Origin of the sequence: Lentibacillus juripiscarius (assembly GCF_042685205.1) — a bacterium.
GTDB lineage: Bacteria > Bacillota > Bacilli > Bacillales > Amphibacillaceae > Lentibacillus > Lentibacillus juripiscarius.
This window is the reverse complement of record NZ_JBHUNA010000018.1, coordinates 168780-190753: the sequence shown is the minus strand read 5'-3', so window position 1 is coordinate 190753 and position 21974 is coordinate 168780. Positions and strand designations below refer to the sequence as shown.

Below are 21974 nucleotides of genomic sequence, written 5' to 3'. Positions count from 1 at the left end.
GCGCGAAAATCGAGAAAGTCGCGCGACAACAGCATCAAATTACGCGGTAAGCAACACGCGCGCCTGCACCATAAACAGTACGAATCACAAAAAGAGGGGACGACACCCCCTCCCCTCTTTTGCAACGTCAGATAGTATAAATGATGGATGACCTTATAAGCAATACTTCGGCATTTGCTAAAGGATAAGGCAAATGCCGAGTTTTTCTAAGCCCATGACTGAGCGAGCGTTCGGTCAAAAAAGAAACCGTTAGCCTATAAATCTACAAATCTATTACGAAGGAAGGATGGTTGTGTTATGCGTAAAGCAGTTATTGTGTCCGGTGCACGGACGCCATTTGGCAATTTTGGAGGAAGCCTGAAGCAGCTGACAGCCTCTCAGCTCGGAGGTACAGCAATCCGGGAGGCGCTGAACCGTGCTGATTTGGACGGCGAGGCGGTTGATGAAGTAATCATGGGAACGGTGCTGCAAGGCGGCCAAGGGCAGATTCCATCCAGGCAGGCAGCACGGGATGCTGGCATTCCATGGGATGTTAAAACGGAAACGATTAATAAAGTGTGTGCTTCCGGACTGCGCAGTGTTACGCTTGCCGATCAGCTGATTCGTGCCGGTGATGAGGATGTCGTTGTCGCGGGTGGGATGGAAAGCATGAGCAATGCGCCGTATATTTTGCCGGATGCTCGCTGGGGACACCGCATGGGCGATAAAAAAGCAGTCGATATGATGGTGCACGACGGACTCACTTGTTCTTTTGCCGGCGTTCATATGGGCAGTTACGGCAACAGTACCGCAGAAGAATACGGCTTGACGAGAGAAGCGCAGGATGAGTGGTCATACCGCAGCCACCAGCGGGCCGTGAAAGCCATTGATGAAGGTAAATTTGCCGATGAAATTGTGCCGGTTGACGTGCCACAGAGAAAAGGTGATCCAATTGTCGTTGACACCGATGAAGCACCACGCAGAGACACAAATCCGGAGAAACTGGCTAAGTTGGGCCCTGCATTTGACCGGGACGGAACGATTACCGCTGGGAACGCACCGGGCGTGAATGATGGTGCCGGCGCTTTTGTTGTCATGTCTGATGAAAAGGCGCAGGAACTTGGAAAAGCACCAATGGCCAACATTCTCGGCCACGCGGAAGTAGCGGTTGAGTCCAAGGATTTTCCAAAAACACCGGGACTTGTCATCAATAAACTACTGGAAAAAACCGGCTATTCCAAACAGGATATCGCTCGGTTTGAGATTAACGAAGCTTTTGCAGCAGTCTCACTCGCAAGCGGTAAAATAGCAGATATCGATCCGGAAAAAATCAACGTAAACGGTGGCGCGGTCGCACTCGGCCATCCGATTGGCGCAAGTGGCGCACGTATAATCCTGACGCTGATACATGAACTGAAACGCCAGGGTGGCGGTCTTGGCATCGCAGCTATTTGCAGTGGCGGCGGCCAGGGGGATGCCGTATTAGTAGAGGTACCAGCCAACTAACGCCAGGCAGAACAGTATTTCAGGTAAAGCTGTTTTCTAAAAGGTTGTTGCTTTTAACACAAAATATATAAGCTGTGACGTAACTCGAAGAAATGGTTTAGTTCCCATGACACCGCTCCGGAAATACACTCCGCTTTCCGCGGGTGACCCGTGAGCCTCCTCGAACTCCGTTCTGCGGGGTCTCACATAGGCCACTGTTCCCGCAGGAGTCTCCGTGTATTTCCTCCGCTGGTTTTGTGCTATTCGACTTCTTACCATTGTTGCTGCTAACGCACTGGTTGATTGGAGCGGAGAGCAGTCGACTCCTGCGGGAAAAGCAACAGCTGAAGATCCCACAGAAAGCTGAAGCGTTGCCCGCGGTAAAGAAGACACTACGAAAGCGAGCGAAGAGAGCTTGAGTAGATGTCGCGCTTATGCCCTGGGGTGAAAGCGACTGCCCGGAGTGGAAATCAGCATTGCAGCAGTGTCGCAGTTTATATCAATTTCGCAATAAAGAAACCATATTTTTACGAAAGGATCCATAAAAAATGTCCGCGAAGGAGGCACTACAATGACAATCCAAAAAGTAATGGTAATCGGCGCGGGGCAGATGGGTGCAGGAATTGCCCAGGTCTGCGCCCAATCCGGTTACGACGTTTTATTGCATGATGCGAACCAGCAAGGACTTGACAAAGGAATGGAAGGTATCCGAAAACGCCTGACCAGGGCGGTGGAAAAATCACGCATCAATGAACATGAGAAACAGGATACCCTTGACCGGCTTAAACCCGCTATAGAGATACAGGACGTAAGCCAGTGCGATATGGCGATTGAAGCGATTGTGGAGAATATGGATGTGAAGGCGAATGTGTTCCGTGAGCTTGATGCAAACGCACCGGCACACGCCATTTTGGCAACGAATACTTCATCCCTGCCCATTACGGAAATTGCGGCGACAACAAACCGTCCCGACCAGGTAATTGGCATGCATTTTATGAATCCGGTTCCTGTCATGAAGCTGGTTGAGATTATCCGCGGCCTGCAGACGAGTGATGCGACGTACAAAAAAGTGGAAGAGATGGCGACCGCCTTATCCAAGACGTCGGTTGAAGTGGACGATGCACCAGGCTTTGCGGCCAACCGCATTTTAATGCCGATGATCAATGAAGCTATTTTTGCCGTTCATGAAGGCGTGGCTTCGGTGGAAGATGTGGACACGGTGATGAAGCTTGGCATGAACCATCCGATGGGGCCACTGACACTGGCTGACTTTATCGGCCTGGATACATGCCTCTACATTATGGAAGTGCTCCATGACGGATATAAAGACAGCAAATACCGCCCATGCCCGCTGTTGCGGAAGTATGTCAATGCCGGCTGGCTCGGCAAAAAATCAGGGCGCGGATTTTACCAATATGAGTCCTAAACATAATTAGCAGCTAAGATTGACCAGGAGGAGGACATAGCGATGAATTTGCAATTGACCGAAGAACAGGAAATGATGCGCCGCATGGTCCGTGATTTTGCCGAAAAGGAAGTCCAGCCAGAAGTGGATCGCATGGAACGGGAAGAACGGTTTCCTAAAGAATTGATAAAAAAGATGGGCGGACTTGGCTTGATGGGAATCCCGATCCCTGAAGAATATGGCGGCAGCGGAATGGATTACACATCCTACATCATCGCGATTAACGAGCTGTCCAAGGTGAGTGCGGCACTCGGCGTGATTTTATCCGTTCACACATCGGTCGGCACCAATCCGATTCTAACGTTTGGCACTGATAAACAAAAGGCGTATTATTTGCCAAAGCTTGCTTCCGGAGAATTTCTTGGTGCGTTTGCCCTGACCGAGCCAGGCGCAGGATCCGATGCGGCGAGCATGCGGACGAAGGCTGTCAAAGATGGAGACCAATATATTTTAAACGGGTCTAAAATGTTTATCACGAATGGCGGGGAGGCGGATACATATATTACGTTTGCCCGAACAGGTGATGCAGAGGGGTCCAAAGGGATCAGCGCGTTTATTGTCGAAAAAGATACACCAGGCCTTGTCATCGGGAAAGCAGAACGGAAAATGGGGCTGCACGGCTCCAGCACCGTTGAACTTAGTTTTGACAATTGTGCCGTTTCCAAGGAACAGTTGCTTGGCACAGAGGGCGACGGGTTCAAAATTGCCATGGCCAACTTAAATGTCGGCCGCATCGGCATCGCAGCCCAGGCGCTGGGGATCGGTGAAGCGGCGCTGGAGCATGCTTCAGCCTATGCGGGTGAACGGGAACAATTCGGCCAGCCAATTGCCAAGAACCAGGGCATCTCGTTCAAACTTGCTGACATGGCCACAGAAGTCGAAGCTGCCAAACTATTAACCTATCAGGCGGCATCACTCGTACAGCGTAACGCCCCATGCAGCAAAGAAGCATCCATGGCCAAAATGTACGCATCTAAAACAGCACGAAAAGCGGCGATTGAGGCAGTGCAAGTGTACGGCGGGTACGGCTACACCGAAGATTACCCGGTAGAACGCTTTTTCCGTGATGCAAAAGTGACGGAAATTTACGAAGGCACAAATGAAATCCAGCATAAAGTAATCGCGAAAAACCTGCTGCGCTAAAACCGGCAGAGCGTCCAACAAGGAAAGGGGATCATACACAATGAATTTTCAATTGACTGAAGAACAAGAAATGCTGCGCAAAATGGTGCGCGATTTTGCAAAAAATGATGTAGAACCAACCGCTGCGGAACGGGACGAAGAAGAACGCTTTGACCGTGCGATTTTTGACAAAATGGCTGAACTTGGCCTAACAGGTATACCGTGGCCAGAAGAATATGGCGGAATCGGGTCTGATTTTGTCAGTTATGTCATTGCTGTGGAAGAACTGTCACGTGTCTGTGCCTCTACAGGTGTCACGCTATCCGCACACCTATCACTTGCCAGCTGGCCGATCTATAAATATGGAAATGAAGAGCAGAAGAAAACATTCCTGCATCGCTTGGCAACAGGGGAGGCCCTTGGCGCGTATGCATTGTCAGAGCCAGGTTCCGGCAGTGATGCAGCGGCGATGAAAACGGTCGCCAAAAAGGATGGTGACGATTACATTCTGAATGGCAATAAAGTGTGGATCACCAATGGCGGTGTGGCTGACCTTTACGTTGTGTTCGCCATGACCGATCCGGAGGCGAAACATAAAGGCATCAGTGCATTTATTGTCGAAAAGGGTACGGAAGGCTTCACATTCGGCAAAAAAGAAAAGAAACTTGGCATCCGTTCGTCACCAACAACCGAACTTATTTTTGAAAACTGTCGCATCCCGAAAGAAAACATGCTCGGCGAGGAAGGGCAAGGTTTTAAGATTGCCATGTCCACTCTTGACGGCGGGCGCAACGGGATTGCCGCACAGGCACTTGGCATTGCGCAAGGAGCGCTCGATGCCGCGGTGGATTATGCGAAAGAGCGGGAACAGTTCGGTAAGCCAATCGCTGCCAACCAGGGCATTTCGTTCAAACTCGCCGACATGGCGACCGACGTGGAATCCTCCCGTCTATTAACCTACCAGGCGGCCTGGCTCGAATCAGAAGGAAAGCCATACGGCAAAGCCTCGGCCATGTCCAAACTGTTTGCCGGTGATGCGGCGATGCGAATTACAACGGAAGCAGTCCAAGTTTTCGGCGGGTACGGCTACACAAAAGATTACCCGGTCGAGCGCTACATGCGTGACGCTAAAATCACCCAAATTTACGAAGGTACCAACGAAATCCAGCGCCTCGTCATCGGAAGAATGCTCACGAAGTAACTGGGACGTGGGGACAGGTTCCTTGTCCCGAAGATTTGACTGAAGTTGTCACAGTATCGGCCGAAGTTCACACGATTTTCGCCGATGTTGTCGCCATTTAGCCCGATGTTCACAATTTTTTCACCGATGTTGTCACAATTTCCGGGCCATTTAAAGGGTCGGGCCGAACGAGCGAGAGCGCCCGCAACTCGAGCGACAGCCGCCGCAACTCGAGCGACAGCCGCCGCAACTCGAGCGAGGGCGCCACAACTCGAGCGAGAGCGCCCGCAACTCGAGCGACAGCCGCCGCAACTCGAGCGAGAGCGCCCGCAACTCGAGCGACACGCGCCGCAACTCGAGCGACACGCGCCCGCAACTCGAGCGACAGCCGCCGCAACTCGAGCGACAGCCGCCGCAACTCGAGCGAGAGCGCCCGCAACTCGAGCGACACGCACCGCAACTCGAGCGAGAGCGCCCACGAATCGAGCGAGGGCGCCACAAAATTCCGCGGCACAGCAACCCGGCCGCACTAGAAAGGATGTACCAATATCCATGCACCATCTTGTCGAACAAATGAACCAACAAAATATACGTGCGCTTGCCCGGGCGATAACGATAACGGAAAATGACGATCCGGATAAGCTAGCGATGCTGAGTGATGTGTTTTCCCAGCAGAAGCAGGCGGTCTATGTCGGGATTACCGGGTCTCCGGGTGCCGGCAAGAGCTCGCTCGTGAACCGGTTGATCACCCATGTGCGCAATGCGGACAAAACGATTGCGGTGATTGCGGTCGACCCGACGAGTCCGTTCAGTGGTGGTGCACTGCTTGGTGATCGGGTTCGCATGAACGAACATTTCACCGATGACGGTGTGTACATTCGCAGTATGGCAACACGCGGGAGTCTCGGCGGGCTGGCGCGTGCGACGAAAGATGCGGTCCGGATTTGTGATGCGTATGGGTTTGATGTGGTCGTCATTGAAACGGTCGGCGTCGGCCAGTCTGAGCTGGATATTATGAAAATTGCTGACACGACAGCACTTGTCCTGACGCCGAACAGTGGTGATGTGCTGCAGGTTTTTAAAGCCGGCATCATGGAGATAGCCGATTTGTTTGTCATCAACAAAGCGGATCTCCATGGGGTCGGCAAGCTAAAAGCACTCCTGAAAGAACTCGTCATGATGACCGCTGCGGATCCGCAAGATTTGCCCATCATCAAAACGATTACAACGGAAAACAAAGGAATCGATAAACTGTGGCAAGCCATTCAGGATCATCATGATTATTTGTACCAGACTGAAGCAGGCAAACAACGGCGCAAACGGCAGCAGGAGCTTGAGGTGTATGAGCTTATCAGGGAAGAAATCTGGCGCGAGGTAAGGGCCTATATCGAAACATCGGATACAGCCATTGCTGCGGACAGTGATCCGTATCGGCTGGCCAAAACGATTTTTGCGAAGTGGAAAGAGGAAGGGGGGCGGCCAAATGACGGATGATTCAGTCCTTTCCAATGTGAAGGATGCGGAACTGATTGAGAAGCGCCGCGGCCAAATGATCAAAGGGGCAATCACGCTGTTTAAAGAGAAAGGGTTCCACCGTACAACCACCCGGGAGATCGCCAAAGAATCAGGCTTTAGCATCGGTACGCTATACGAATACATTCGCACGAAGGAAGATGTGCTTTTTCTCGTCTGTGATGCGATTTATCAGCAGGTAAGGGAGCGCCTGGAAGCGGCCATTGACTGGAATAGCCCCTCTGTTGCCAATCTTAAACGGGTAGTGGCATCGTACTTCCGTCTTATGGATGACATGCAGGAGGAAGTCATCATCATGTACCAGGAAGTCAAATCGCTGAAAAAGGAATCGAAAGAATACGTCCTCGAAAAGGAGCGTGATATGGTCGGCATGCTGGAAAAAGTGATTGTTGCCTGTCTGCCGGAATCCATCTCCAGCCAGGATGCTGCTCTGATTGCCAACAATATTTTTGTGCAGGGGCAGATGTGGGGATTCAGACGGTGGATGCTGCAAAAGCAATTCACCCTGGAGGCGTATATCGAACGGCAAACGCACTATGTATTGCAAGCGCTTTCGGTTGATGGCGAGACGGCAGCAAGTACGGAATAATATAAAGGGGGATAATGAATCATGGAGCAAGTGCAAATTTATAAACCAGTGAACCCTGTCCGCTTTGTGACGGCGTCCAGCCTGTATGACGGGCATGATGCGTCCATCAACATTATGCGGCGAATTCTCCAGTCGAGCGGGGCAGAGGTTGTTCACCTCGGGCATAACCGCTCGGTGGAAGAAGTGGTGTACGCAGCAATTCAGGAAGACGCCCAGGGGATTGCGATTTCATCCTATCAGGGTGGTCATGTTGAATACTTTAAATATATGGTTGATTTGCTCAATGAACTGGGTGCCGGCCACATTCGCGTCTATGGCGGTGGCGGCGGCGTCATCATTCCACGGGAAATTAAAGAGTTGGAAGATTACGGTGTCGCCCGCATTTTTTCGCCGGACAATGGACGGGAGCTGGGACTCCAGGGCATGATCAACGAGATGCTCGAAGAATGTGATTTCGTGCCTTCCTATGACCTGGATGACAACTGGGATAAATTATATGCTGGGGAACGTCAGGCAGTGGCACGCTTCATCACATACATGGAAAATAATAAGGACGATGACGAGCTTAACGCGGTACTTAACTCCCTGCGTGCAGCGTCAAATCAGGCACCGGCGATTGGAATCACCGGAACGGGCGGTGCCGGAAAAAGCTCATTGACCGATGAGCTGATCCGCCGATTTGTCAACGAAATCCCAGATAAAAAAATCGCCATCATTTCCATTGACCCGACGAAAAAGAAAACTGGCGGAGCGCTCCTCGGTGACCGAATCCGGATGAATGCCATTTTTAACGACCGTGTTTACATGCGCTCATTGGCCACACGCGAATCCCGGACAGAACTAGCCAAATCATTGCAGGAAATTATCGATGTTGTCCGTGCAGCCAGCTACGACTTTATAATCGTCGAAACGAGCGGCATCGGTCAGGGGGATGCCGCCATCACGGATATTACCGACCTGTCGATGTACGTCATGACGGCTGAATTCGGTGCGCCTTCCCAGCTGGAGAAAATTGACATGATTGATTTTGCCGATTTCATTGTCATCAACAAGTATGAGCAGAAAGGTTCGGAAGATGCACTGAATCAGGTGCGCAAGCAATATGAGCGCAGCCATCTGCTGTTCGGCCAGGACAAGGAAAAATTCCCGGTATTCGGCACGATTGCCAGCCAGTTTAACGATGCTGGCACGAATGCATTGTTTGCTACGATGATCGATACATTATGTGAACGGTACGGCTGGGATGAGCAGGTCGATTTTGACCGGAACACCATTGCCGAAAAACAAAACATGATTATCACGAATGAACGCCGGCATTATTTGCGCGAAATCGCCACCCATGTGCGCCAGTATCACAAACATACGAACGAGCAGCGTGACATTGCCCGGAAACTTTACCGGCTAGAAGGGGCGAAGCAGGAGCTGGATGATGAAACAGGTGCCAAGTCCATCGACAGCGCCATTCAAAACTACGAAGAAAGAATGGATCCATCCGCCAAAAAGCAGCTGGACGCTTGGGATAACCTCGTGGAGCAGTATAGCGGTGACAAGCTGGTGTACACTGTCCGTGACAAGCAATTTGAAATGGAACTGACGACAGAATCCATTTCCGGACTGAAGATCCCTAAAGTCATCCTGCCAAAATATGAAGACTGGGGCGAGCGCCTTGAATGGCTCATGAAAGAAAATCTGCCTGGTGCATTCCCGTTCACAGCAGGCGTTTTCCCGCTTAAACGTGAAGGGGAAGACCCGACCCGCCAATTTGCCGGCGAAGGAACACCGGAGCGGACGAATCGCCGTTTTCACTATTTATCGAAAGACAGTGAGGCAAAACGGCTGTCCACGGCGTTTGATTCAGTCACTCTATACGGTGAGGACCCGGCAACACGCCCGGACATATATGGGAAAGTCGGCGAAAGCGGGGTCAACATTTGTACACTCGATGACATGAAAAAGCTGTATGACGGCTTTGATCTGACCGATCCGAAAACATCGGTATCGATGACCATCAATGGACCGGCACCGATCATTCTGGCGATGTTTTTCAATACGGCTATTGATCAGCAGCTGGATAAATTCCGGTCGGAAAACGGGCGTGAGCCGTCCGCGGAAGAATACGAAAGTTTAAAAGATGACACGATATCTATTGTCCGCGGTACGGTGCAGGCGGATATTTTGAAAGAAGATCAAGGCCAGAACACGTGCATTTTCTCAACCGAATTTGCCCTAAGAATGATGGGCGACATTCAGCAGTATTTTATTGATAAACATGTCCGCAACTATTACTCGGTGTCGATTTCCGGCTATCATATTGCGGAAGCAGGTGCCAATCCAATCACACAGCTGGCCTTCACGCTTGCCAACGGATTCACATATGTGGAGTATTACTTGAGCAGGGGCATGGACGTGAACAAATTTGCATCGAATCTGTCCTTTTTCTTCTCTAATGGACTCGATCCGGAATATACGGTGATTGGCCGGGTTGCCCGCCGCATCTGGGCGATTGTCATGCGCGATAAATACGAGGCGAATGAACGGAGCCAGAAGCTGAAGTACCATATCCAGACTTCCGGACGCTCGCTGCACGCACAGGAAATCGATTTTAACGATATCCGGACGACACTGCAAGCACTCTTGGCGATTCAGGACAACACGAATTCCTTGCACACGAATGCGTACGACGAAGCGATTACGACACCAACGGAAGAATCAGTGCGCCGGGCAATGGCTATTCAAATGATCATTAATAAAGAATTTGGCCTGACTAAGACGGAGAATTCACTGCAAGGCTCGTTCATTGTAGAGGAGCTGACTGATCTCGTTGAAGAGGCCGTGCTCCAGGAATTTGAGAAAATGAACGACCGTGGTGGTGTCCTCGGTGCGATGGAACGCCAATACCAGCGCGGCAAAATCCAGGAAGAATCACTTTACTATGAAGGAAAAAAACATTCCGGGGAACTTCCGATTGTTGGGGTCAATACGTACCTGAACCCGAACCCATCTTCTGGCGAGCAAATTGACTCTATGGAGCTTGCCCGTGCGTCCAAAGAGGAAAAAGAGCACCAGATCAGTGAATTGAAGAAATTTCAGGATGCCAATAAAGAAGCGTCGGGGCCTGCCCTCGAACGGCTGAAACAAGTGGCAGCTTCAGGAGGCAACATTTTCGCCGAGCTGATGGAAACGGTTAAAGTGGCCAGTCTCGGGCAGATTACCAATGCATTGTACGAAGTGGGCGGCCAATACCGCCGCAATATGTAAACGACGCAGGATAACGCCTGCGGATATCGACAGGCCGGGACAAAAGAATGAAAGCAACGAAAAACCCGAACGATGATCCAACATCTTGCCTGTTAGATGTTGGAGCAGTTCGGGTTTTTCCTTTGCTGAAGCGTTGCCCGCGGTAAAGAAGACACTACGAAAGCGAACGAAGAGAACTTGAGTAGATGTCGCGCTTATGCCCTGGGGTGAAAGCGACTGGCTGGAACGGAAATCAACGTAGCAGTTTCGTCGCATTATATAAAAGTGTTCAGCAGCGTTTCATTTACTATAATGGGTTTCCACCTTAATCAGCAAAGTATTTTTCTGTAGCGGTGGTTACAATTCTTTCATATTGATGGTTTCGTTATGTCCCAGCCACTTTCTGTTCTGTTTGTATTAAGTGTGAACCACGGATTATTCCCCAGCAGCAAAGCCTGCATATTCGGGCCAGCAAAAGGCAATACAGGTAAAAATATGGTTTCTGCTGGCATATTCCATTGAGATTTGTTTATAATGGATGGTATGATTTAAGGGATATGATAAAGTGGAAATATGCGAGACTACTGCGGAATACGGGCAGGTTGAAATTGCAATGACAATCACCAACGCCTGCACTAGCACGTCCTTTAAAAAGGAAAGCACTTTTTCTGCGTGCGATGCATCGCTGCCGTAGCGTTCCTTATCCTGTGCGTCGGAGTATATTTCCACTGCTGCTAGGTAATCGTGCAATTAGTGTGTGTCATTTATCAGGCATCATGGCCTACTGATGAAATATATGAAAAAGGGAGTGCGGTATCGTGAGTTTGAAAGAATACAGCCGCGAAGAACTGGAAGTAAAATCAATGCTGGAAATTGCAAATGAAATTTTACTGGAAGAGCACAAAGCAATGGACTTTAACGAACTTTATGACAAAACAGCAGCATTTAAAGGGTTCACCGATGAACAAAAACAAGAATTCATTGCACAATTTTATACAGATCTGACAGTCGATGGCCGTTTTCTGATGGCTGGTTCAGGAATCTGGGGGTTGAAGCGCTGGTATCCTGTTGACCAGATGGACGAAGAAGTTAATGTGGCAGCCAAGAAAAAGACCAAAAAGAAAAAGCAGCAAAAAGAAACAAAGAAAGAAACGAAAAAAGAAAAAGAACCCGAGAAGCCTGAAAAGCCCGAAAAACCAGCTGCCGATGAGGACCTTGATATTGATGAGGATCTGCTTGATGATGATATCGACGAACTGGATCTGGATGAAGGCGATGACTTTGATGCAGACACTGAAGGCATCGATCAGGAATTTGAAAGCGATGAAAAAGAAGGCGACGATGAGGATCTTAAATAAAAAGGCTGCTTGACTTTTAAAACACATAGGCTTACAATTTTCATTGGGCTCGCTAAAATCGACGAACCAAGCGCTTCCCCTGTTCCACCGGGGGAAGCGCTTTTTTTAATGGTAGCTGCTATAAGTGGTTGTTATATGAAGGCTGTTTTCTAAAAGACTGTTGCTTTTTGCGTCACTCTAGAGGATGAAACCCTGCTTAACAGTTTCTATAAACTGCGACGTAGATCGAGATGATGGTTGGAATACCGCTCCAGAAATACACTTCGCTTTCCGTGGGCGGCTGATGAGCCTCCTCGTGCTTTGCACTGCGGGGTCTCATCTAGGCCTCTGCTCCCACAGGAGTCTCCGTGTATTTCCTCCGCTGGTTTTATGCTATTCGATTTCTTACCATTATTGTTGCTAATGCACTGGTTGATTGGAGCGTAGGGGCAGTCGACTCCTGCGGGAAAGCGGGCGGCTGAAGATCCTGGAGGAAGCTGAAGCGTTGCCCGCGGTAAAGAAGACACTACGAAAGCGAACGAGAGCTTGAGCAGATGTCGCACTTATGCCCGTGGTGAAAGCGACTGCCGGGAGCGGAAATCAACAATTGTTTGCAGTGTGTCGCGGTTTTGATCGACTGCACTGGAAAAATAACAACGTTTACGAAAAGAGTCTTCATGGTTAACGCCAACAATACAGCAGAACCTAATAGGAACCAGGAGTATCGCAACTATGATGTAACTTTTACACGGAAGAAAGAGGGATGACCAGTGACGAAGTATATTTTTGTAACCGGTGGTGTCGTTTCATCACTCGGCAAAGGGATAACAGCCGCTTCTCTTGGCAGGCTGCTGAAAAATCGCGGACTGAAAGTGACCATCCAGAAGTTTGACCCGTACATCAATGTGGACCCAGGAACGATGAGTCCGTACCAGCATGGGGAAGTGTTTGTAACCGAAGACGGTGCAGAAACAGACCTGGACCTTGGTCATTACGAGCGGTTTATCGACATCAATTTGAATAAATACAGCAATATCACAACCGGGAAAGTATATTCCAGTGTGATTAAGAAAGAACGCCGCGGTGACTATCTTGGCGGTACTGTCCAAGTGATCCCGCATATTACCAATGAAATTAAGGAACAAGTTTTCCGTGCCGGTCAGGCGACTAAAGCAGATGTTGTGATTACGGAAATCGGCGGGACCGTCGGGGATATTGAGTCACTGCCATTCCTTGAAGCCATTCGCCAAATAAAGAGCGACATTGGTAAAGATCATGTCATGTACATTCACTGTACACTTGTCCCGTATATTAAAGCGGCGGGCGAAGTGAAAACAAAGCCAACCCAGCATAGTGTGAAGGAACTCCGCTCACTCGGAATTCAGCCTGACGCCATTGTCTTGCGCTCCGAACTGGCCATCAGTACAGAAATGAAAGAGAAAATAGCGCTGTTCTGTGATACGGATAAAAATGCCGTCATTGAAATGCGTGATGCGGATACATTATACCAGGTGCCGATAGCCCTGCAGAATCAGCATCTTGACCAATTGGTATGCGACCATCTTGGGCTGGCGTGCGAGGAGGCGGATATGCGTGATTGGAATGAACTCCTCCACCGCGTGCGGCATCTGTCCGGAACAACGGAAATCGCACTTGTCGGCAAGTACGTCGAGCTTCCAGATGCGTATCTGTCCGTCGTTGAAGCGCTGAAACATGCAGGCTATGCATTTGATACCGATGTCAAAGTTAAATGGATCAACTCGGAACAGCTTGATAATGAATTTATCCGGCAAGAACTGAAGCAAGTGGACGGCATTCTGGTTCCTGGCGGCTTCGGGGATCGCGGTATTGACGGCAAACTCGAGGCTATCCGCTATGCCCGGGAAAACAATGTCCCATTCTTAGGCATCTGTCTTGGAATGCAGCTGGCTACAGTAGAATTTGCCCGAAATGTCGTTGGGCTGGAAGATGCGCATTCGGCCGAAATCAATCCGGATACACCATACCCAGTTATCGACCTGCTGCCAGAGCAAAAAAATATTTCCGATATGGGTGGAACATTGCGGCTTGGGGTTTATCCATGCAAACTGGCCGAAAATACGAAAACAAAGCAAGCCTATGGTGATGAAGACATTGTAAATGAACGTCACCGCCACCGTTATGAATTTAATAATGATTACCGGGAGGCACTAAAGGATAATGGCATGATTATTTCCGGTACAAGCCCTGACGGCCGGCTCGTCGAAACAATTGAACTGGCCGATCATCCATGGTTTGTCGCTTGCCAGTACCATCCGGAATTTAAATCACGTCCGACCAATCCGCAAGCGTTATTTTACGGATTTGTCGGTGCTGCCGCCCAAAATTAAAAATACTGAAAAAGACCTAAATAGAGAACGTTCATTCGTCTCTTATTTAGGTCTTTTGTTCTATAAACCGCATAATCACGCGTTTTTCGCCAAAGTCGGCATTATTTCTGTTCTTTAAATAGAAGGAATTTGCTAATCTTTGTAGAATATGTAGGACGTGAGGAGAATAAAAGTTTGGGGGATGGCAGGTCTAATGGGAAAAAAGGAAATACTGGTGGTGGATGACCAGCCAGGCATCCGCATGCTGCTAACAGAAATTTTTACGAGTCAAGGGTATCGTGTAACGACTGCGGAAACCGGCCAGGAAGCACTTGATTCACTATATGCAGGTTCGTTTGACTTGCTCATGCTTCACTACAAGCTCCCGGTTGTTGACGGTGTACAGGTGCTGGAACAGTTGGAAAAGGATCAGTTTACCATTCCGGCGATTGTTATGAGCGGTCTGTCTGAAGACATCATGAAAGAATCACAACAATTTGAGATTGTGAAAGAAGTGCTTGCTAAACCGTTCAACGTAGAGGAAGTCTGTGAATTCACCAGAAGCATATTAGAGTAAAATCACATTGCCTTTATACATACGTTACGAAACAGATTTTCCAAATGTGGGTGCTTATGTGGATTCTAAAATAGCAAAGAGCGAACCTGACCGATGTGCAGGCAAGTCCAAAAAATTCACGGGCTGTGCCTGCACATTTGCATTTCTTCTTGCGACTTTGCACGCTAATTGGTATTCTAATACTGTAGTGTTAAATATGCGTTTGGTCTTGCTATATCTAAAATGGACGTTAGGATAACGAGTTAAGTGATACATACAATTTTATGAAAGTAGAGGGATAGGCAAATGAAATTTTTTGTCGATACTGCCAGCATTGAAGAAGTGCGGTCTGCCAATGAACTTGGTGTACTGGCCGGGGTGACAACAAACCCGAGCCTCGTTTCCAAGGAAGGGGTCTCTTTCCATGAACGCCTGAAGGAAATTACGGATGAAGTATCCGGTTCTGTCAGCGCCGAAGTAATTTCCGAAGATGCACCAGGCATGATTCAAGAAGGGGAAGAACTTGCAGCTATCGCACCGAATATCACGGTAAAAGTACCGATGACGCTGGAAGGACTGAAAGCAGTCAAAGCGTTCAGCGATAAAAATATTAAAACGAACGTCACCCTGATTTTCAACGCTAATCAGGCATTGCTCGCTGCCCGTGCCGGAGCATCGTACGTATCGCCTTTCCTTGGCCGGTTGGACGACATTGGCCATGATGGTATGGAGCTGATTGCGTCCATCAGGGAAATGTTCGAGTTACATGAAATTGATACGGAAATCATTGCAGCATCGATCAGACACCCGCTGCATGTGATGGATGCGGCTAAGAACGGTGCCCATATTGCGACGATTCCGTATAAAGTGTTCGGACAGCTTGTAAAACACCCATTGACAGATCAGGGAATCGAGAAATTTCTTGCCGACTGGAACAAATCAATTTAAATGCATAAAACTGGAAAAAGCGTGCAGGATAAGGTGAAAAGCGGGTGCACCCCGCTGCTTGATACCCTGTCTTGAAATGATCAGCAGGGGCTGCAGCTAAACCGGGGCATTCGCTGAAAACTCACGTGTTCGTCAAGAAATGAGGTGCTCGCAATTGCAAAAGATAATGATTGAAGGCGGTCACTTGTTAAATGGAAAAGTCCGGGTCAATGGGGCGAAAAACAGTGCTGTAGCGCTCTTGCCTGCTGCACTTCTGGCAGATTCCCATGTGGCGATTGAAGGGCTGCCGAACATATCCGATGTGTACACACTCGGAGGCCTGCTTGAGGAGATTGGCGGTGAAGTCAGCTGGGACGGGCAGACGGTACATATTGATCCTTCGAATATGGTGTCCATGCCACTTCCGAATGGGAAAGTCAAAAAACTCCGGGCCTCTTACTACTTCATGGGTGCGATGCTTGGCAAATTCAACCAAGCTGTCATTGGCCTTCCTGGTGGCTGTCATTTAGGACCGCGTCCGATTGACCAGCATATTAAGGGATTTGAAGCATTAGGAGCCGAGGTCACCAACGAGCAGGGTGCCATTTACATCCGAGCCAATGAACTCCGCGGTGCTAGGATTTACCTCGATGTGGTCAGTGTGGGTGCGACCATTAATATTATGCTGGCGGCTGTGAAAGCAAAAGGCAAAACCATTATTGAGAATGCTGCAAAGGAACCGGAAATTATTGATGTAGCAACACTCTTGACCAATATGGGGGCAAAGATTAAAGGTGTCGGCACTGATGTCATCCGGATTGAAGGGGTGCCAACATTAAACGGATGCCAGCATGTGATCATCCCGGATCGGATTGAAGCCGGAACCTATGCGATTACCGCTGCGGCCCAGGGGAATGAAGTGATTATAGATAATGTGATTTCACAGCATCTGGAGTCAGTACTGGCAAAACTGCGGGAAATGGGTGTGACGATTGAGGAAGGCGACGAGCAGCTGTATATAGCGCCTAAAGATCCACTCCGCAGTGTCGACATTAAAACATTGGTATACCCCGGCTTTCCAACCGATTTGCAGCAGCCCTTTACAACGCTTTTGACCAAAGCGGCCAACACGGGCGTTGTGACGGATACCATCTATTCTGCACGTTTGAAACACATTGATGAACTGCGGCGCATGAATGCCTCCATTAAAGTTCAGGGCGGCTCAGCGATTGTGTCAGGTCCTGTCCAGCTGGAAGGCGCCCGCGTGAGAGCTAGTGACCTCCGTGCAGGTGCATCCCTGGTGATTGCCGGTCTGATGGCCAACGGAGTTACTGAAATCACCGGTATTGAACACATTGACCGCGGCTATGAAAAGATTACAGATAAACTGAACAGCCTCGGCGCCAATGTATGGCGGGAAGAAATGAACGAACAAGAAATCGAACAATTTCAGAATTCGTAACAGCAAAAGCGTAGGCGACTGGTCAGCGACGTACGGACTGGACTGCTCCGACTGAGATAAAGGAAACGCGAAGAGCGGAGCGATTCGACGTTGACTTATCGCAGGGAGGAGTCAGGAAGTCTCGCTAGTCGCTAGGAGCCGGAGCTGGATGATGCAAAAGCGTAGGCGACTTTGCAGGCTAGGAGCGCGACGACCTCGAAAAGGTAGATCGCTTTTTCTTCGTGCGATGCATCGCTGCCGGAGCTTTCCTTGTCCTGTCGCAACGCCTGCGTAATAAAAATGGCTAAAAAATAGAGCAGCCTAAGACCCCTCCATATGTAAATCCTTTTGGGATGAGGATACTTTTACGAAAAAGGAGAGGGAACTATGGAAAGAAGTTTAACAATGGAAATCGTCCGCGTTACAGAGGCTGCCGCTCAATCATCGGCACGCTGGATGGGCCGCGGCAAAAAGAACGAAGCAGACGATGCAGCAACGTCCGCCATGCGCGATGTTTTTGATACAATTCCAATGCAGGGGACCGTTGTCATCGGTGAAGGGGAAATCGACGAGGCCCCGATGCTCTATATCGGTGAGAAACTCGGTACGGGATCCGGTCCGAAAGTAGATATCGCCGTCGATCCCCTGGAAGGCACGAGCATCGTTGCTCAGGGTACGTGGAACGCGCTGGCGGTGATTGCGATTGCCGATGAGAAAAAACTGCTGCATGCCCCTGACATGTACATGAAGAAAATCGCTGTTGGCCCCGAGTCGGTTGGCAAAATCGACATCAATGCCTCGGTAAAAGATAATCTCGAAGCAGTTGCCAAAGCCCGGAACAAAGCAGTGGAAGACATGACAGCCATCGTTCTCGACCGACCGCGGCATGCGGAACTTATTGAGGAGATCCGTGATGCGGGAGCACGTATCAAGCTGATTCCGGATGGTGATGTCGCCGCAGCAATGAATACGGCTTTTGAAGACACTGGCGTTGATATTTTGATGGGCATTGGCGGTGCGCCGGAGGGAGTGCTTAGTGCCGTCGCGCTGAAATGCCTTGGCGGCGAAATCCAGGGAAAACTAATGCCGTCCAGTGACGAAGAAGTTACCCGCTGTAGCAGCATGGGTATTGACGACTTGGAAAAAGTGTATTACATGGACGATTTCTGCGGTGGCGATGATGCGATCTTTGCCGCAACAGGGGTAACTGACGGCGAACTGCTGCAGGGCGTCCGTTTCAAAGGCATGAAAGCAACGACCCAAACCGTTGTCATGCGTGCCAAAAGTGGAACCGTCCGTTTCATTGATGGTGAACACAGCCTGAAGAAAAAACCAAACCTCGTCATCCAGCCATAAATAGCGGCAAAACACGGACGGCGTGCAAACCATAACGCTTATTTTATAATGCGTGTTTAAAAAGGAAGATAAAAAGGACCAAGAAGTTCGAGGCGGCGTGAGCTCCCGAGTAGCGGAATGTATGCTTTTAATACATGAGCACAAGGAAAGCTTCCCTGAACCCGCATCGCATGCAGGAAAAGTGTATTGCTTTTCCAAGGAACGGAAAAGCAAGCTAACGAAGTAATTCGATGTGTCATTTTCACCGGACTTTTTGAACAACCTTTTATAAGACTATTGCAACCAAGAAAGAAAAGGGAGGAAAGCCGCCAATCCGGCCTTCCCCCCTTTTTCAACAACTTCTCTTAAATACCATCCCCACTATCGATCATTTGTTTTCATATAAAAGTAAAAAATAGAGTTGATTATTGACGGAGAAAAGGGTATCATGGTAGATGTTTATTCATTGGAATAAACGGCAATAATATATAGGTAGACAAACTTCTATTCTAGCTTCCGACAACTCTTCCATTTCTTTTATACTTTCAGGCGCACTAAAGAGAAACAGCTATTATTTAATTATTCCATTTGAAAGCGGCTATCGCTGCAGCGTGCACATGCCTGAAACCTGCCAGAAAGCAATACAAAAAGAAAAAACAAACGTCGGTTACATGAATATTTACTCGTACATACATTGGTTAAACAGCTGATCAATCGGTGTATCAGAAACTTTAATGGAAAAAATGAATAGGTGTGGTGATTGAATGGCATCATTAAGCATTTCCCATCTGGAGACATTGACGCTGAAAGAAATCTATGCTCTAGCGAGGGAATATAAAGTATCATATTATGCAAAACTAACAAAACGGGAACTTATCTTTGCTATATTAAAAGCACAGGCAGAAAAAGACGGTTTCCTGTTTATGGATGGAATACTGGAGATTATCCCATCAGAAGGATTTGGCTTCCTCAGACCAATCAACTATTCCCCGAGTGCAGAGGACATTTACATTTCCGCTTCACAGATTCGCAGGTTCGATTTGCGCAACGGTGATAAAGTATCCGGGAAAGTGCGTCCGCCAAAAGAAAATGAACGCTATTATGGGCTGCTGCACGTTGACGCAGTAAATGGGGAAGATCCGGAAACAGCCAAGGAACGGGTGCATTTTCCAGCACTCACGGCATTGTATCCGGATCGGTTCATGCAGCTTGAGCGGCAGCCGAAAAACTTATCGACCCGCATCATTGACTTAATGACTCCGATTGGATTTGGCCAGCGCGGCCTGATTGTGGCACCGCCGAAAGCAGGTAAGACCATGCTGCTGAAGGAAGTGGCCAATAGTATTTCGACCAATCATCCCGATGCGAAGCTGATTATTTTGCTGGTGGACGAGCGTCCGGAAGAAGTGACGGATATTGAACGGTCGGTCCATGGGGATGTAGACGTTGTCAGCTCGACGTTTGATGAAGTGCCGGAGAGCCATATCAAAGTATCGGAGCTTGTCCTCGAACGTGCGATGCGTCTGGTTGAACATAAGCGGGACGTCATCGTTTTAATGGACAGCATCACCAGGCTTGCCCGTGCATATAACCTAGTCATTCCACCAAGCGGCCGTACACTTTCCGGTGGTATTGACCCGGCAGCATTTCACCGTCCGAAACGGTTCTTCGGGGCGGCAAGAAATATTGAGGAAGGCGGAAGTTTCACCGTCCTGGCAACAGCACTCGTGGATACCGGCTCACGAATGGATGACGTTATTTATGAAGAATTTAAAGGAACAGGCAACATGGAGCTGCACCTTGATCGCAGCCTTGCCGAACGCAGAATTTTCCCTTCCATCGACATTCTGAAATCAGGTACCCGGAAGGAAGAGCTGCTTGTCTCCAAAGAACATCTTGATAAAATCTGGGCCATCCGCAAAACGATGCAGGACTCCCATAACTTCCTTGACCGCTTCCTGAAACGTCTGCGCGGAACGAAAAACAATGAGGAGTTTTTCCAGCAGATGGATGAAGAAATGAAGCGGAAAAAGACGAAAGTGTAAATGCGGGGCGGAAATGATTGCTTGCTATTGCAATCATGACCGCACGCTGTTATAATCTTTTTATGTGAGTTTGGATAAGGTATAGTGAATACCTGTTACGGCTCTTGCAATAACTCTGTTTCCACAGGATACAGGGCAAAAAGGAGTGGAAAAAATATGAAAAACGAAATCCATCCGGAATACAGAAAGGTCGTATTTTTGGATACGAGCTCGGATTTTAAATTCCTGAGCGGCTCAACAGCCACATCAGATGAAACCATCGAATGGGAAGATGGTAACACGTATCCATTGATTCGCACGGAGATCAGCTCCGCTTCACACCCGTTCTACACAGGTAAGCAAAAAGCTGACAAAGCCGGCGGCCGCGTCGACCGATTCAAGAAAAAATATAATATGAAATAAAAAGTGGAGCCGACCGGTTATGGGCGACTGCATAAGCAAGGGACCGTAAAACGCCCGGTTTTTGGCGTTTGAAGTGTCCATTGCTTATGACACGAGCCCATGGGAGGCGGAACTGGATTGACTAAAAAGCTGAATGTGCTTGGTCAGCGGCGACACGAGCTGCTAGCACACGAAGCCGATCCAGTTAAAACTGAACCGTCCTTTAGTGGCGTGACTTTAGAGAAAACAGGCAAAGGAACTTTTGTTGCCTGTTTTTTCACTTTCAAATCAAGCTATTTTCCATATATAGCTACATACTTTTTTCATGTTGGCAAAGACTGACTTTTAAATGGTTAAATAAAAACAAACAAACAGCAGCTGAACGACAGGTGGCAGAATACAATTTTTGAAGGGAGATCCCGACATGCATGTTATGAAACAAAGCGGCTGGGTGGAAGTAATTTGCGGCAGTATGTTCTCCGGAAAGTCGGAGGAGCTTATTCGGCGGGTGCGTCGAGCAACATACGGCAATTTATCGGTGCGGGTATTTAAACCATCGATTGACGACCGATTTGCCGATGAGTCCGTTGCTTCCCACAATGGAACGACGATTATGGCACGTCCGGTGAGGAATGCTGCGGAATTGCTGGACAGTCTCGATGATCAGAAATTGGATGTTATCGGCATTGATGAAGTACAATTTTTTGATGAGGCGATTGTCGCCGCTGCAAACGAGCTGGCAAACAACGGTGTACGTGTGATTGTGGCCGGTCTCGACACCAATTTTCGCGGCGAGCCATTCGGACCGATGCCAAAGCTCATGGCCCAAAGTGAGTCTGTCTCCAAGCTAAATGCCATCTGCCCGATTTGCGGATCTCCCGCAAGCCGTACGCAGCGGCTGATTAATGGGAAGCCTGCTTCCTTCGATGATCCGGTTATCCTGGTTGGGGCTTCGGAATCGTACGAACCAAGGTGCCGCCATCATCATGATGTTCCGAACAAACCCAGTGTAGT

The 21974-nt window shown here is 49.0% G+C and carries 19 protein-coding genes; 17 read left to right on the top strand and 2 right to left on the bottom strand.

The genetic code is table 11. From position 1 onward, the window contains the following. Positions 1 to 297: 297 nt before the first annotated feature. The 4 genes from ACFSUO_RS08740 to ACFSUO_RS08725 all read left to right on the top strand — a co-directional run bounded on the left by ACFSUO_RS08740 (position 298) and on the right by ACFSUO_RS08725 (position 5252). Positions 298 to 1485 carry an acetyl-CoA C-acetyltransferase gene (locus ACFSUO_RS08740; RefSeq protein ID WP_382393128.1) on the top strand — a complete coding sequence of 396 codons (1188 nt, stop codon included), beginning with the start codon at positions 298 to 300 and terminating at the stop codon, positions 1483 to 1485. Between the two features lie 550 nt (positions 1486 to 2035). Then, entirely contained in the window at positions 2036 to 2890 is an 855-nt protein-coding gene (locus tag ACFSUO_RS08735; protein ID WP_382393126.1) for a 3-hydroxybutyryl-CoA dehydrogenase, read from the top strand. A 42-nt stretch (positions 2891 to 2932) separates the two neighbouring features. Further along, positions 2933 to 4072, top strand: coding sequence for an acyl-CoA dehydrogenase (locus tag ACFSUO_RS08730; RefSeq protein ID WP_382393124.1), 1140 nt, complete (start codon positions 2933 to 2935; stop codon positions 4070 to 4072). 40 nt (positions 4073 to 4112) lie between these two features. Beyond that, on the top strand, positions 4113 to 5252 hold the full coding sequence (locus ACFSUO_RS08725) for an acyl-CoA dehydrogenase (protein WP_382393122.1): 1140 nt from the start codon (positions 4113 to 4115) through the stop codon (positions 5250 to 5252). A 109-nt stretch (positions 5253 to 5361) separates the two neighbouring features. Here the strand turns inward: ACFSUO_RS08725 and ACFSUO_RS08720 are convergent, their stop codons facing one another. Continuing rightward, positions 5362 to 5499 (bottom strand): hypothetical protein, encoded by a 138-nt coding sequence (locus ACFSUO_RS08720; RefSeq protein ID WP_382393120.1) that lies wholly within the window; start codon positions 5497 to 5499, stop codon positions 5362 to 5364. Positions 5500 to 5783: 284 nt separating this feature from the next. On the opposite strand from ACFSUO_RS08720, the gene meaB reads away from it, so the two are divergent. From meaB to icmF, 3 genes are read left to right on the top strand one after another with little or no spacing between them, the layout of a single operon-like run. Continuing rightward, the gene (gene meaB, locus ACFSUO_RS08715; protein ID WP_382393118.1) at positions 5784 to 6725 is read left to right on the top strand and encodes a methylmalonyl Co-A mutase-associated GTPase MeaB; all 942 of its coding nucleotides are present in this window, start codon (positions 5784 to 5786) and stop codon (positions 6723 to 6725) included. After that, positions 6715 to 7353, top strand: coding sequence for a TetR/AcrR family transcriptional regulator (locus ACFSUO_RS08710; RefSeq protein ID WP_382393116.1), 639 nt, complete (start codon positions 6715 to 6717; stop codon positions 7351 to 7353). The genes meaB and ACFSUO_RS08710 overlap by 11 nt, the downstream gene beginning before the upstream one ends. Before the next feature lie 21 nt (positions 7354 to 7374). Then, a complete protein-coding gene (icmF, locus tag ACFSUO_RS08705; protein ID WP_382393114.1) occupies positions 7375 to 10611 on the top strand; it encodes a fused isobutyryl-CoA mutase/GTPase IcmF in 3237 nt (1078 codons plus the stop codon). A 414-nt stretch (positions 10612 to 11025) separates the two neighbouring features. On the opposite strand, the gene ACFSUO_RS08700 is transcribed toward icmF, so the two are convergent. After that, positions 11026 to 11319, bottom strand: a complete 294-nt coding sequence (locus ACFSUO_RS08700; RefSeq protein WP_382393112.1) for a hypothetical protein — start codon at positions 11317 to 11319, stop codon at positions 11026 to 11028. 89 nt (positions 11320 to 11408) lie between these two features. Between ACFSUO_RS08700 and rpoE the strand changes: the two genes are divergently transcribed. The 10 genes from rpoE to ACFSUO_RS08650 form a co-directional block, all read left to right on the top strand. Further along, positions 11409 to 11948: a DNA-directed RNA polymerase subunit delta gene (gene rpoE / locus ACFSUO_RS08695; RefSeq protein ID WP_382393110.1), complete on the top strand. Its 540-nt coding sequence runs from the start codon at positions 11409 to 11411 to the stop codon at positions 11946 to 11948. Positions 11949 to 12697: 749 nt separating this feature from the next. After that, a complete protein-coding gene (locus ACFSUO_RS08690) occupies positions 12698 to 14296 on the top strand; it encodes a CTP synthase (RefSeq protein ID WP_382393108.1) in 1599 nt (532 codons plus the stop codon). A gap of 193 nt (positions 14297 to 14489) precedes the next feature. Beyond that, positions 14490 to 14852 carry a response regulator gene (locus ACFSUO_RS08685; protein ID WP_382393106.1) on the top strand — a complete coding sequence of 121 codons (363 nt, stop codon included), beginning with the start codon at positions 14490 to 14492 and terminating at the stop codon, positions 14850 to 14852. 285 nt (positions 14853 to 15137) lie between these two features. Beyond that, positions 15138 to 15779: a fructose-6-phosphate aldolase gene (gene fsa / locus ACFSUO_RS08680; RefSeq protein ID WP_382393104.1), complete on the top strand. Its 642-nt coding sequence runs from the start codon at positions 15138 to 15140 to the stop codon at positions 15777 to 15779. A 154-nt stretch (positions 15780 to 15933) separates the two neighbouring features. Further along, positions 15934 to 17220 carry a UDP-N-acetylglucosamine 1-carboxyvinyltransferase gene (locus ACFSUO_RS08675; RefSeq protein WP_382393102.1) on the top strand — a complete coding sequence of 429 codons (1287 nt, stop codon included), beginning with the start codon at positions 15934 to 15936 and terminating at the stop codon, positions 17218 to 17220. A gap of 366 nt (positions 17221 to 17586) precedes the next feature. Beyond that, positions 17587 to 18555 carry a class II fructose-bisphosphatase gene (gene glpX, locus ACFSUO_RS08670; RefSeq protein WP_382393100.1) on the top strand — a complete coding sequence of 323 codons (969 nt, stop codon included), beginning with the start codon at positions 17587 to 17589 and terminating at the stop codon, positions 18553 to 18555. 743 nt (positions 18556 to 19298) lie between these two features. Further along, entirely contained in the window at positions 19299 to 20579 is a 1281-nt protein-coding gene (gene rho / locus ACFSUO_RS08665) for a transcription termination factor Rho (RefSeq protein ID WP_382393098.1), read from the top strand. A 156-nt stretch (positions 20580 to 20735) separates the two neighbouring features. Next, positions 20736 to 20981, top strand: a complete 246-nt coding sequence (locus ACFSUO_RS08660) for a type B 50S ribosomal protein L31 (protein WP_382393096.1) — start codon at positions 20736 to 20738, stop codon at positions 20979 to 20981. A 117-nt stretch (positions 20982 to 21098) separates the two neighbouring features. Next, entirely contained in the window at positions 21099 to 21302 is a 204-nt protein-coding gene (locus tag ACFSUO_RS08655) for a hypothetical protein (protein ID WP_382393094.1), read from the top strand. Positions 21303 to 21384: 82 nt separating this feature from the next. Continuing rightward, a partial coding sequence (locus ACFSUO_RS08650; RefSeq protein ID WP_382393092.1) for a thymidine kinase occupies positions 21385 to 21974 on the top strand: 590 nt, incomplete at its 3' end.